At 61.6% G+C, this 12028-nt stretch carries 12 protein-coding genes and 1 other RNA gene; 7 read left to right on the top strand and 6 right to left on the bottom strand.

Going from position 1 to position 12028, the window contains the following annotated elements; genetic code table 11:
* Positions 1-18: 18 nt before the first annotated feature.
* The 4 genes from NXC14_RS14560 to ssrA form a co-directional block, all read right to left on the bottom strand.
* Positions 19-243: a ribbon-helix-helix domain-containing protein gene (locus NXC14_RS14560; protein WP_085780123.1), complete on the bottom strand. Its 225-nt coding sequence runs from the start codon at positions 241-243 to the stop codon at positions 19-21.
* A gap of 103 nt (positions 244-346) precedes the next feature.
* The gene (locus NXC14_RS14555; RefSeq protein WP_085778743.1) at positions 347-541 is read right to left on the bottom strand and encodes a DUF4169 family protein; all 195 of its coding nucleotides are present in this window, start codon (positions 539-541) and stop codon (positions 347-349) included.
* 51 nt (positions 542-592) lie between these two features.
* The gene (locus tag NXC14_RS14550; RefSeq protein ID WP_085778742.1) at positions 593-1108 is read right to left on the bottom strand and encodes an SspB family protein; all 516 of its coding nucleotides are present in this window, start codon (positions 1106-1108) and stop codon (positions 593-595) included.
* A 126-nt stretch (positions 1109-1234) separates the two neighbouring features.
* Positions 1235-1596: a transfer-messenger RNA gene (gene ssrA, locus NXC14_RS14545) on the bottom strand.
* Positions 1597-1706: 110 nt separating this feature from the next.
* On the opposite strand from ssrA, the gene NXC14_RS14540 reads away from it, so the two are divergent.
* From NXC14_RS14540 to NXC14_RS14520, 5 genes are all read left to right on the top strand, one after another.
* Positions 1707-2501, top strand: a complete 795-nt coding sequence (locus NXC14_RS14540) for a thymidylate synthase (RefSeq protein WP_085778741.1) — start codon at positions 1707-1709, stop codon at positions 2499-2501.
* 13 nt (positions 2502-2514) lie between these two features.
* Complete coding sequence (locus NXC14_RS14535) at positions 2515-3033, top strand: dihydrofolate reductase (RefSeq protein WP_085778740.1); 519 nt, start codon at positions 2515-2517, stop codon at positions 3031-3033.
* A gap of 149 nt (positions 3034-3182) precedes the next feature.
* On the top strand, positions 3183-4271 hold the full coding sequence (gene hflK, locus NXC14_RS14530) for an FtsH protease activity modulator HflK (protein WP_011426043.1): 1089 nt from the start codon (positions 3183-3185) through the stop codon (positions 4269-4271).
* A gap of 5 nt (positions 4272-4276) precedes the next feature.
* A complete protein-coding gene (locus NXC14_RS14525) occupies positions 4277-5233 on the top strand; it encodes a protease modulator HflC (RefSeq protein ID WP_085778739.1) in 957 nt (318 codons plus the stop codon).
* Between the two features lie 200 nt (positions 5234-5433).
* Positions 5434-7134, top strand: coding sequence for a DegQ family serine endoprotease (locus NXC14_RS14520; RefSeq protein ID WP_085778738.1), 1701 nt, complete (start codon positions 5434-5436; stop codon positions 7132-7134).
* Positions 7135-7242: 108 nt separating this feature from the next.
* Here NXC14_RS14520 and serB read toward each other — a convergent pair whose 3' ends face one another.
* Complete coding sequence (gene serB, locus NXC14_RS14515) at positions 7243-8133, bottom strand: phosphoserine phosphatase SerB (protein WP_085778737.1); 891 nt, start codon at positions 8131-8133, stop codon at positions 7243-7245.
* On the opposite strand from serB, the gene miaA reads away from it, so the two are divergent.
* Positions 8132-9028: a tRNA (adenosine(37)-N6)-dimethylallyltransferase MiaA gene (gene miaA, locus NXC14_RS14510; protein WP_085778736.1), complete on the top strand. Its 897-nt coding sequence runs from the start codon at positions 8132-8134 to the stop codon at positions 9026-9028. The genes serB and miaA overlap by 2 nt on opposite strands.
* Positions 9029-9083: 55 nt before the next feature.
* Positions 9084-9998 (top strand): dihydrodipicolinate synthase family protein, encoded by a 915-nt coding sequence (locus tag NXC14_RS14505; RefSeq protein ID WP_085778735.1) that lies wholly within the window; start codon positions 9084-9086, stop codon positions 9996-9998.
* Here the strand turns inward: NXC14_RS14505 and NXC14_RS14500 are convergent.
* Positions 9983-12007 (bottom strand): DUF87 domain-containing protein, encoded by a 2025-nt coding sequence (locus NXC14_RS14500; RefSeq protein WP_085778734.1) that lies wholly within the window; start codon positions 12005-12007, stop codon positions 9983-9985. The genes NXC14_RS14505 and NXC14_RS14500 overlap by 16 nt on opposite strands.
* Positions 12008-12028 lie beyond the last annotated feature (21 nt).

The following is a 12028-nucleotide window of genomic DNA, read 5'->3' as shown; positions in this document are numbered from 1 at the left end:
TTATTTGAATTCCCGGCGTCACGGCCGGCGGCCACAGCCGGCCTTCGCCCACGAAAGCACATGGAGCCGCAGCGCTGAGGACAGGTTGCTGTCCGGGGGGCGGTGGTCGTCGATCTCGGAAATCAGGGCGGCAAGCGACATGGAACGGCTTGCCGCAATCGTCTTCAGATCGGCCCAGAATTCATCTTCCAGCGAAAAGCTGGTGCGATGGTCATGCAGTGTCGCCGAGTGCTTGCGGATCATCAGCCGGTTCACATCGCAATCGGCTTGGAGGATCGATTCAAGGAAATCGCGCAAGTGGCTGATCGCCGATTCGTTTCCGGCTCTTCAAGCTTTGCGTGAAGCTTCATGCGCCGTCGTCATCCGTCTCGATCCGGCCATCGCGGTGAGCCTTGTCGGCCTTCTCGTTCAGAGTGCGGGTGAGCTGCTTTTCGGCCTTGGTGCGGCCGAAGGAAATACGGTTCTGCTCGGCCTGCTTCTCCTTTTCGGAGCGGGCCTGCTTTTTGCGAAACTGACGCAGATTGATGATTTCGGCGCTCATGCGCGAGGCTTGATCCTTATGAAAAAAGGGAGGCTCGGCCTCCCTTTGAAATCACTGCTTCTTGCGGAAGGAGTCGAGCGAGACGACGGAGCCAGGTTTTTTCTCTTCGCCGTCGGCCGTTTTTGCGCCGGCGGCTTCATCGGACTTTCCTGCCGCGTCGACGGGATAGGCGGTGATCTCACCGGACGGCAGTTCCTCGCCGTCGGCGAGCGGCACGTCGAATTCGAGCTCGAAATTGACCGAGGGATCATAGAAGCCGCGGATCGCATTGAACGGTATGACCAGCTTCTCCGGAACGTCGGAGAAGGAAAGGCCAATTTCGAAATGCGTTTCGGTGATCTTGAGATCCCAGAACTGATGCTGGATGACGATAGTCATCTGCTCGGGATATTTGGACTTCAGGTGCTGGGAGATGCGCACGCCGGCGGCACCCGTGAGGAAGGTGATGAAGAAGTGGTGGTCGCCGGGCAGACGACCCGTCGTTGCTACCTCCGCCAAAACCTTGCGGATGACGCCGCGAAGTGCATCCTGCGCCAGAATGTCGTAGCGGATATGATCCTGCCCCATGCTTTTCCTGTCTTTCGTCGGTTCTGAAGTCTTTTCACAAGGTTTATGGCACGTTCAGGCGCCTTGGGAAAGTCCGGAGCCGAGTCACGCATAGATCAGCATACATGATTTCAGTCTGAGGGAGAAGGTGAAGGCTTCTGTTGCCAGGTGCCTTCGGACCCCGCCTAGAGGTGCGAACCACTAGGACTTTGATTGAAGTGTCACACCGCGATTAAGCAGCGAGACGAGCTTCCGCATAGTTGTCGTTTGCAACTACAATTTTAGCCCGATAACGGCGGTACAATGCCGAGCAAAAAGTCGATCTTTACACCCTTGTCGATCCTATTTCGCCCCCATCAAAAGCCGGCCTTGATACCGCCGGTTTTTGGTGGAGGCGCCGGGTACCGCCCCCGGGTCCAATAGGTTTATTACACCGCTCATTTATTGCCATAGCCGGCCCGAGAGCCAGCAGGGCTGATATAGTGATTTCCGTCGTCCAAGGAAAGGGCAAACGTCATAAAAGCTTTAGTCGGGCGACAGAAAGAACGGGAAAATATCCGCCTGCGATTGGTTTCCTCAAAGCGAAGGCTTAAATTGGAGAAAACGGAATCAGCGCGACATGCAGCAATATCTCGATCTCCTCACCCATGTGATGGAAAAAGGCTCCGACCGGGGCGACCGCACCGGCACCGGCACGCGTTCGGTCTTCGGCTACCAGATGCGCTTCGATCTCGAGGAAGGCTTTCCCGTCCTGACGACGAAGAAGCTGCATCTGCGCTCGATCATCCACGAGCTTTTATGGTTCCTGAAGGGCGAGACGAATATCCGCTATCTCAAGGAGAACGGCGTCTCGATCTGGGATGAGTGGGCCGACGAGAACGGCGATCTCGGGCCGGTCTACGGTGCCCAGTGGCGCTCCTGGCCGGCACCGGACGGTGGCCATATCGACCAGATCGCCAATCTCGTCAAAGGTATCGTCAACAATCCGAACTCACGCCGCCACATCGTCTCAGCCTGGAATCCGGCCGAGGTCGACCAGATGGCGCTGCCGCCCTGCCATTGCCTGTTTCAGTTCTACGTGGCCGACGGCAAACTCTCCTGCCAGTTGTACCAGCGCTCCGCCGATATTTTCCTTGGCGTGCCCTTCAACATCGCCTCCTATGCGCTTTTGACGATGATGGTGGCCCAGGTGACGGGGCTCAAAGGGGGCGATTTCGTCCATACCCTCGGCGACGCGCATCTCTATCACAATCATTTCGACCAGGCGAAGCTGCAGCTGACGCGTCGGCCAAAGCCGCTGCCCTTCATGCGGATCAATCCTGAAGTGAAGGATATCTTCGGGTTCAGGTTCGAGGATTTCGAGCTGATCGGCTATGAGGCCGATGCCAATATCAAGGCGCCGATCGCCGTCTGAGCCGGGACTTTTCATGGCTGAAATCCGCAGGACCATCATCGCCGCCGTCGCACGCAACGGGACCATCGGCCGGGAAGGCGACATGCCATGGCGGCTATCGAGCGATCTCAAGCGCTTTAAGGCGCTGACGCTTGGCAAGCCTGTCGTGATGGGCCGCAAGACCTATGACTCGATCGGCAAGCCGCTGCCGGGGCGGCCGAACGTGGTCATTTCGCGACGAGCAGCGATCGAACACCCCGATGTCGGCATGGCCCATTCGCTGACCGAGGCGATCGACGCTGCCGACAGATTGGCGCTGCAAACCGGGGCCGGCGAAATCTGCATCATCGGCGGCGGGCAGATCTATGCTCAGGCCATCGATCTTGCCGATCGGCTATGCATTACGCATGTCGAGGCCGATCTTGACGGCGACGCGTTTTTTCCGGCGATTGATGCGGGCGTCTGGCAGGCGGGGGAGGTAGTCGCCGTGCCCGCTGGCGAGAAGGACAGCTACCCCACGCGCTACGTCGTCTATGAACGCCGTCGCGCCTGAAAACGAACTATTTTCCAATTAAATTGACCAAGTTTCTCACGCTGCGTTGAAAGCCGGTGCGGCGATACCTATAACGGTCACCAACGCATCGGCCGGTCAGCCCCCACGGTCCCGAATGCGGGGAAGACTTAACGAACAACGAGGTTTTGATGCCCTGGAGCAATCAGAATGGCGGCGGCGGCCCTTGGGGCGGCGGCGGTAACAATCAGGGACCATGGGGCCAAGGGCCGAACCGCCCACGTGGCGGCAAGGGCGGACCGCCTGATCTGGAAGACATCATCCGGCGCGGTCAGGATCAGCTGCGCAATATCGTTCCCGGCGGTTTCAATGGTGGCGTGGCGGCGATCGTCGTGGCGATCGTCGCTGTTTTCTGGCTGATCCAGTGCGTCTACACCGTCCAGCCGGACGAACGTGGCGTCGAGCTGCGCTTCGGCAAGCCGAGAGAAGAGATTTCCATGCCCGGCCTGCATTTCCGCATCTGGCCGATGGACGCGGTCGAGATCGTGAAGGTGACCGAGCAGCAGCAGAATATCGGCGGACGCAACAACAGCAATTCGACGGCTGGACTGATGCTTTCCGGCGACCAGAACATCGTCAACGTGCAGTTCTCCGTGCTCTACACGATCAATGATCCGAAATCCTATCTTTTCCGTCTCGAAAATCCGGCTGAAACGCTGCAGCAGGTTTCAGAAAGCGCCATGCGCGAAATCGTCGGCCGGCGCCCGGCACAAGATGCCTTCCGTGACAATCGCGGACCGATCGAAACCGAAGTGCGCAACATCATCCAGGATACGATGGATCGCTATGGCGCCGGCATTGCGATCAACCGCGTGACGATCGAGGACGTCGCACCGCCGCGCGACGTGGCCGATGCCTTCGAGGAAGTGCAGCGTGCCGATCAGGACAAGCAGCGCCTCGTGGAGGAAGCGAACCAGTACGCCAATCAGAAGCTCGGCCAGGCCCGCGGTGACGCGGCCCGCATCCGCGAAGCCGCAGCGGCCTATAAGGACCGGATCGTCAAGGAGGCTGAAGGTGAAGCGCAACGCTTCGTTTCGATCTACGACGAATATTCCAAGGCTCCTGACGTGACGCGGGAGCGGCTGTTCCTGGAAACGATGGAACAGGTGCTGAAGGGTTCCAAAAAAGTGATCATAGACCAAAAGGCGGGCGCCGTGCCTTATCTGCCTCTCAATGAGGTCGGCAGGCCGACGCAGCAACAACAGCAGCAGGGAGGCTGAGACCCATGTCGAACAGACTTCCGGTAATTCTGATCCTCCTGGCGGTCGTGCTGGTCGGGATCTATTCCTCGGTCTTCGTGGTGAGTGCCCGCGAACAGGCCATCGTCGTTCGCTTCGGTGAAATCCAGTCGGTCAAGACTGACCCTGGCATCTATTTCAAGCTGCCTTTCGCTTTTGCCGATGCCGACAGGGTGCAATACGTGCCGAAGCAGGAACTCCGCTTCGATCTTGACAATATCCGTGTCCAGGTTTCCGGCGGCGCATTTTATGAGGTAAATGCCTTCCTCATCTACCGTATCAATGACGCGCGCCGCTTCCGCGAAACCGTTTCGGGCGACAGGGAGGCGGCAGAAGCGCGGCTTCGTACCCGCCTCGATTCCGCTTTGCGCAGGGTCTACGGCGTGCGCAGCATCGAAGCCGCGCTCTCCCGGGAACGCGTGGCGATGATGCTCGAGGTTCGCAACGAACTGCAAGCCGATGCGGAGACGCTCGGAATCACGCTCGACGACGTGCGCATCAGCCGGACGGACCTCACTCAGGATGTTTCCGAGCGCACCTACAACCGCATGCGGGCCGAGCGACTGGCGGAAGCCGAACTGCTGCGGGCGCAGGGCACTGAGGAAGGCCAGCGCCGCCGCGCCATCGCCGACCGCCAGGTCGTTGAGCTGACCGCCGGCGCACAACGCGACTCCGAGATCCTGCGTGGCCAGGGCGATGCCGAACGCAACCGCGTCTTCGCCGAGGCATTCTCAAGGGACCCGGGTTTCTTCGAGTTTTACCGCTCGATGGCGGCCTATGCGGCGACGCTTTCGTCGCAGGACACAACGCTGGTTCTGTCGCCGGATTCGGAATTCTTCCGCTATTTCAACAACGCCGCCGGCGCCGCGCCGGCGAGCCCGGCTGCGTCGGCTCCCGCAACGCCCGGAACAACCGCTCCGGCGCCAGCCCAGCCGGCGAACTGAAAGCGCCGGGATCTGTTTCCCTCCAAGATCGAGAAAGGGTCGGCCCAGCGCCGGCCCTTTCGATTTCAAGAGGTAAGGCCGGGCTTTTGTGATGGTCCGTCAGATTGCACGGGGATTTCGCGAAAAGGTGATTTCACCCTCCATCATTCCGCCTTATGCTGGTGCTGAATATGCGCATTTACGCCTTATGAGGAAGCTTGATGGCCCCGACGATTCGCTTGCCCTTCAGACGAACGCTCGCGCTTCTGGCCAGCGCCACCATCCTGGCGCAAGCCGGCGTGAGCGGGGTGGCTTTTGCGCAAACCACGCCTGAAACAGCAGCGCCCGGGGTTGCCGCGCCTGTTCCGGCTGCTCCCACACCACCTGCATCTACCACGCCGCAGCAGACGCCACCGGTTCAGACCGTCATGCCGACCAACGGTCCGGCTTCCGTTGCCGATCTCGCAGAAGGGTTGCTCGATGCTGTGGTCAATATCTCGACCTCGCAGAATGTGAAGGATGACGAAGGGGTCGGCCCGGCGCCGCGTGCCCCTGACGGGTCACCATTCCAGGAATTCTTCAACGACTTCTTCAACAAACAGCAGGGCAACAAGGGCCCCAACCATAATGTCAGCTCGCTTGGATCCGGTTTCGTCATCGATCCGGCCGGCTATATCGTGACCAACAACCATGTGATCGAGGGCGCCGACGACATCGAGGTCAATTTCGCCAACGGCTCGAAGCTCAAGGCGAAGCTGATCGGCACGGATACGAAGACCGATCTTTCCGTGTTGAAGGTCGAGCCGAAGACACCGCTGAAATCGGTGAAATTCGGCGACTCCAGCGAGATGCGCATCGGCGACTGGGTCATGGCGATCGGCAATCCATTCGGCTTCGGCGGTTCGGTGACGGTCGGCATCATTTCCGGGCGCGGCCGCAACATCAATGCCGGCCCCTACGACAACTTCATCCAGACGGATGCGGCGATCAACAAGGGCAATTCCGGGGGGCCGCTCTTCAACATGAAGGGTGAAGTGATCGGCATCAACACGGCGATCATCTCGCCGAGCGGCGGCTCGATCGGCATCGGCTTCTCGGTACCGTCCGAACTTGCTTCCGGCGTCGTCGAGCAGTTGCGCCAGTATGGCGAGACGCGGCGCGGCTGGCTCGGCGTGCGCATCCAGCCGGTGACCGACGACATCGCCGACAGTCTCGGGCTCGACACCGCCAAGGGCGCGCTGGTCGCCGGCGTCATCAAGGGCGGTCCCGTCGACGACGGCTCGATCAAGGCGGGCGACGTCATTCTGAAATTCGACGGCAAGGCGGTCAATGAAATGCGCGACCTGCCGCGCGTCGTGGCGGAAAGCACGGTCGGAAAAGAAGTCGACGTCGTGGTGCTGCGCGACGGCAAGGAGCAGACCGTCAAGGTGAAGCTCGGCCGGCTCGAAGACAGCGATCAGGCGGCATCCGGCGATGCAGCGCCGGATGGCGTGATCACCCCTGATCCCGACGAAAACGACGATATGGATCAGCCGGATACTGGCGATCAGGCAGCGCCCGCACCGGGCACACCGGCGCCGGACCAGCACCAACAGGGCCAGGTATCGCCGGATGCGGCCATGCCGAAGAACGTGCTCGGTTTGTCGCTGTCGCTCCTCAGTCCCGAAACACGCAAGGCTTTCGGCATCGCCGAAAGCGTCGACGGCGTCGTCGTGACGGAGGTGGAGGCCGGCTCCGCCTCGGCCGAAAAGGGGTTGAAGCCAGGGGACGTTATCGTCGAGGTGGCACAGGAGTTCATGAAATCCCCGGATGCGGTCGCGGCCAAGGTGAAATCGCTGAAACAGGAAGGGCGCCGCAACGCCCAGCTGATGATCGCATCGGCAAACGGCGATCTGCGGTTCGTTGCGGTGCCGATGGAATAGGAGAACTGCGGCGGTGGCGACTAGGTGCCGCCTTCCTGTTCTCGCTCCACTCCTCCCGCATTCCTGTGACGAGCGCAGGAATGCGGGAGGAGGGGCGTTTCGGCCTTCTTAGCCCATCACGAAATCGGTCTTCCGATAACCCTGGATATAAAGAAGTGCCGTCAGGTCGGCGTGATTGATGCGCATCCGCGCCTGAGCGGCGACAGTGGGCTTGGCGTGAAGGGCGACGCCGGAGCCGGCGAGTTGCAGCATGCCGAGATCATTGGCGCCGTCGCCGACGGCGATTGCCTCCTGTGGCGAAATGCCGAGGCTTGCTGAAATCTCGTTCAGCGCATCCACCTTTGCCTGCTTGCCGAGGATAGGTTCGGCGACGAAGCCGGAGAGAATGCCATCCTCGTCCAGCAGCGTATTGGCGCGGTTTTCGTCGAAGCCAAGAGTGGCGGCGATGCGGCTGGTAAAGACGGTGAAGCCGCCGGAGACGAGGGCGGTGTAATGACCTTTCGATTTCATGGTGGCGATCAGCTCCGGCCCTCCCGGCGTCAGCGTGATGCGCTTGGCGATGACCTCGTCGACAACCGAGATCGGCAGTCCTTTCAAGAGGGCGACGCGCTCGCGCAGGGCGGGCTCAAAGGCGATCTCGCCATTCATGGCGCGGGCGGTGATGTCGGCGACCTTCTCCTTCAGGCCGACTTCTGCGGCGAGTTCGTCGATGCATTCCTGGCCGATCATCGTCGAATCCATGTCGGCGATCAGCAGCTTCTTGCGGCGGCTGTCCTGCTCCTGGATGACGAGGTCGATGGGGGCGCTCGAAATGACGGCGAGAAGATTGGCCTCGGCCGCTTGCGCATCCGCGCCGTCGCGCAGTGCGATGTCGCAGGCAACGCCGTCGGCCAGCCAGTAGAGGCCGGAAGCGGTTACTGCCTCGGCCGCTTGTTCGGCAATGCTGGGAGTAAGCACAGGATTTGACGGATTGGCAACAAGCGTGGCAACGAGGGCCATGATGGAAAACCTTCTGAGCGTAGAGAACGCGATCCTGATAACCGGGCCGACCGCCAGCGGCAAGTCCGCCCTTGCCGTGGAATTGGCCAAGCGCCATGACGGCGCGGTCGTCAATGCCGACAGCATGCAGGTCTACGATACGCTGCGGGTGCTGACCGCGCGTCCGTCGGAAGAGGAGATGCAGGGCGTGCCGCATCATCTCTACGGTCACGTGCCGCCGGGGGCCGGCTATTCCACAGGCGCCTGGCTGCGCGATGTCTCGGCGCTTTTGCCGGCCCTCAGGGCCGCCGGGCAGCTACCGGTTTTCGTCGGCGGCACGGGGCTTTACTTCAAGGCGCTGACCGGCGGTCTCTCCGAGATGCCTGATATACCGGAAGTACTGCGGGAAGACTTGCGCACGCGACTCGTGGAGGAGGGGCCGGATGCGCTTTACGTTGAGCTTTGCGAGGCCGATCCCGCCATGGCGGCAAGCCTCAACCGCCAGGACGGTCAGCGCATCGTCCGGGCGCTGGAGGTAATCAAAGCGACGGGACGCTCGATCGCCGATTTCCAGGTCCGGTCCGGGCCTGTGGTGATCGATGCCGACGAGGCCCGCAAGATAGTCGTTCTCCCGGACCGGGCGGTGCTGCATGCTCGCATCAATGGCCGTTTCGAAAAGATGCTGCAACAGGGTGCGGAAGACGAGGTGAAGGCGCTGCTTGCGCTCGACCTACCGGCCGAGGCGCCCGTCATGAAGGCCATCGGTGTGTCGCAGATCGCGGCGATGCTGAAGGGCGAGATGACCCGCGATGAGGTGCTGGAGAAGGGGGCTGCGGCGACACGGCAATATGCCAAGCGGCAAATGACCTGGTTCCGCAATCAGATGGACGAAAGCTGGGAGCGATTGACGCTTTAGCATGAGGCGATATCGTCTGGCTCGTTGCCAATCAACTGTCTTTCAGGATCGCATCATGCCTGCCATTTCTACGTTCCATGGCCTCTCGGCCTTTCCGCCGACGCCTGCCGATCCCGATGGCCGGGTGGACGTTGAGGGGCTCTGCCGCTTGCTGGCCCCCCTGTGCGAGTCAGGTGTGGCCTCCATCGGCCTTCTCGGCAGCACCGGGATATACGCCTATCTCACGCGCGAGGAGCGGCTGCGGGCCGTCAAGGCGGCGGTCGAATGCGTCAACGGCCGTGTTCCACTCCTCGTCGGCGCCGGCGCCCTGAGGACGGATCATGCCGTGGATCTCGCCAGGGACGCCGAGGCTGCCGGCGCGGATGCGCTTCTGCTTGCGCCTGTTTCCTACACGCCGCTGACCCAGGAAGAGGCCTACCAGCACTTCCTCGCTGTGGCCAAGGCAACCAGACTGCCGCTCTGCATCTACAACAATCCCGGCACGACGCACTTCATCTTCAGCCGCGAGCTTCTGCAGCGCCTCTCCGATGTCGAGACGATCAAGGCGGTGAAAATGCCGCTGCCGGCAGACGGCGATTTGCTTGGCGAGCTTGCGACTTTGCGGGAAAAGACCGATCTCGCGATCGGCTACAGCGGCGATTGGGGTGCGGCGGAGGCACTGCTTGCAGGCGCAGACGCTTGGTACAGCGTTATCGGCGGGCTTCTTCCCCGCGTAGCGCTCGCTCTGACCAAGGCCGCGATCGCCGGCAATGACGGCGAGGCGCGCCGGCTCGATGGTCTTCTGCAGCCGCTCTGGCACGTGTTCAAGGCGTATGGAAGCATTCGCGTGGTCTATATGCTGGCCGAGCATCTCCTTGGCGTTCGGGCGGAGCTTCCCCGGCCGCTCCTGCCGCTCGGGCGGGCGGATCGCCAGCGTGTGCTCGATGCTGCCCGGCCGTTGATCGCGCTGGAGCATCAATCCTTGTTGTAAAGGCTGCTCAGCGGCTTTTTCAGGATGCTTTCACGCAGAGACGGGCCGGGTTCCCGGCGGGTGATCTGCGGCTGGTCGGTCGGCGGCGCCGGCCGAGGAAAGACCGGCTCCTCGCGACGCAGTTCGCGGCGCAGCGCGTCCAGCCGCGGATCGATCGGGGCCGGTTCGGCCGGGTCCAGCCGCGGCGCCTGCGGCAGCAATTCGCGCCGGTAGGATTGGAGTGGCGCCGAAGCCGGTGCCGACGGGGTAACGGGTTTGGCATCGGAAGCATCGTCGGTTTCCTGAGCCTCGTCGAAATCTGGCATGGATGCCGCAACGCTCTGCTGAAAATTCGAAATGTCAGGCCCGACGGTCACCGCCCGCATGCGGGTGACGATCTTGCGCAAATCGACCGTATCGGGATCTTCCTCGCTATGCTTGCTGTTGGCGCTGGCGGCCTTCGGCAGGAGGTTCTCTTCAACACGGGAGAAGCGCATCCGCATCGGCACGCTGATCGCCTCGCCGAAGGCGATCGCCTCACCGTTGCCGATCGAGGAGATGAAGCTCGTCGTCGAGATCGATGAATTCGGGATGGCTGAACGAATGATTTCCTGGTCACGGTCATTGGCAAGGCGCATGGCAAAGAGCGTCGAGCACTGTGACAGGATCGTCTGGTCGAGCTCGCCTGGCCGCTGAGTGATGATGCCCAGCGAGACACCGTATTTACGGCCCTCCTTGGCGATGCGGGCGATCGCCTGGCGCGTAGGGATGAAGCCGAGGTTCGGATCGGACGGGATGTAGCGGTGGGCTTCCTCGCAGACGACGAGCATGTGGATGGCGCCGTCACTCCACAACGCCACTTCGAAAGCCATGCGGCAAAGCACGGAGGCGACCGAATTAACGACTTCGGAGGGAATGCCGGCAAGCTGGAAAGTGCAGATTGGTCTGTTATCTCCGGGGATGCGGAAGATCTGCGCGATGGTATCGGTGATCGTGTCGCTGATCGTGTTGTTGGAGAACATGAAGTGATAGCGCGGATCGTTGATCGCGGCGATGAGGCGCATCTTCAGCGACCGCAGGGAGGGCTTTTCCGCCCGGCCTTCGAGGCGGCCGATGCGCTCGTCGATCAGCGCCAGCAGATCGGCCATGCGGTAGGGAACCGGCGTATCGGCGGTGATCGAGCTCTTTTCCGTCGTGCGGCGCACCAGCGAGTTGTCGCTGCCGCGGAAGGCGCGTTTGGCCTCCGGCATGATGTCGCGCAGCATGTCGAGCTCTTCGGGCACGGGCGGGCGGCCGCGAAACACGACTTCGGCAAATTCCTCCAGCCGCATCAGCCAGAAGGGCAGGTCGAGCGTATCCGTATCGATGGTGACGGCGTGCTTGGGAAAGGCGGCGGCGAATTCATTGTGCGGATCGAGGATCAGCACGCGCAGCTTCGGATCGGCCGCGATCGCCTTGTGCAAAAGTAGCGATACGGCGGTCGACTTGCCGACGCCGGTCGAGCCGACGACGGCGAAATGCTTGGAGAGCATTGACGGGATGTGGATCGCCGCATCGATGCTTTCATCCTGCGTTAGCTTGCCGATGATGGCGGTCGTACCCGTTCCGGCATCGTAGATGCGCATAAGGTCGGCGGCGCGGATGCGATGGGCGATGGCGCCGAGATAGGGATAACGTGAGATGCCGGTCGAAAATTCCTCGCGCCCGTCCTCATCGACGCGGACTTCGCCGAGAAGCTCGGTCTCGATTCTGAACTTATTGTCCTCGCCTTCGCCCCAGGCATGGCTGCCGGTGTTCATTTGATAGACCAGGGCGACGACACGGTTGCGGCCGACGCTGATCGAAATCAGCCGGCCGACGGACCAGAGTTCTGTAAGATCGGTGCCGCCCTCAACGGCGACAGCGGCAATCGTGGCCCTGGAGCCGCTGCATGCAACGACGCGGCCGAGAAAGCGATTTCCCGGCGTATGGCCGTCGCGTCGATCGTGCTCGCTTGCCTTGCCAGACATGCGCAAGTCGTTGTTGAGCAAAGGCTACTCCCTGCGGTAGCG

The sequence above is a fragment of the Rhizobium sp. NXC14 genome, assembly GCF_002117485.1.
Taxonomy (GTDB): Bacteria; Pseudomonadota; Alphaproteobacteria; order Rhizobiales; family Rhizobiaceae; genus Rhizobium.
Note: the sequence above shows the minus strand (reverse complement) of the source record. Positions and strands in the feature narration are given on the sequence as shown.

Excerpts from the sequence above, each read along its gene's own strand:
- NXC14_RS14540 (WP_085778741.1), top strand. The coding sequence starts at position 1,707 with ATGCAGCAATATCTCGATCTCCTCACCCATGTGATGGAAAAAGGCTCC.
- miaA (WP_085778736.1), top strand. The coding sequence starts at position 8,132 with ATGATGGAAAACCTTCTGAGCGTAGAGAACGCGATCCTGATAACCGGG.
- NXC14_RS14535 (WP_085778740.1), top strand. The coding sequence starts at position 2,515 with ATGGCTGAAATCCGCAGGACCATCATCGCCGCCGTCGCACGCAACGGG.
- NXC14_RS14505 (WP_085778735.1), top strand. The coding sequence starts at position 9,084 with ATGCCTGCCATTTCTACGTTCCATGGCCTCTCGGCCTTTCCGCCGACG.
- NXC14_RS14550 (WP_085778742.1), bottom strand. The coding sequence starts at position 1,108 with ATGGGGCAGGATCATATCCGCTACGACATTCTGGCGCAGGATGCACTT.
- NXC14_RS14520 (WP_085778738.1), top strand. The coding sequence starts at position 5,434 with ATGGCCCCGACGATTCGCTTGCCCTTCAGACGAACGCTCGCGCTTCTG.
- serB (WP_085778737.1), bottom strand. The coding sequence starts at position 8,133 with ATGGCCCTCGTTGCCACGCTTGTTGCCAATCCGTCAAATCCTGTGCTT.
- NXC14_RS14560 (WP_085780123.1), bottom strand. The coding sequence starts at position 243 with ATGATCCGCAAGCACTCGGCGACACTGCATGACCATCGCACCAGCTTT.
- NXC14_RS14555 (WP_085778743.1), bottom strand. The coding sequence starts at position 541 with ATGAGCGCCGAAATCATCAATCTGCGTCAGTTTCGCAAAAAGCAGGCC.
- NXC14_RS14525 (WP_085778739.1), top strand. The coding sequence starts at position 4,277 with ATGTCGAACAGACTTCCGGTAATTCTGATCCTCCTGGCGGTCGTGCTG.
- hflK (WP_011426043.1), top strand. The coding sequence starts at position 3,183 with ATGCCCTGGAGCAATCAGAATGGCGGCGGCGGCCCTTGGGGCGGCGGC.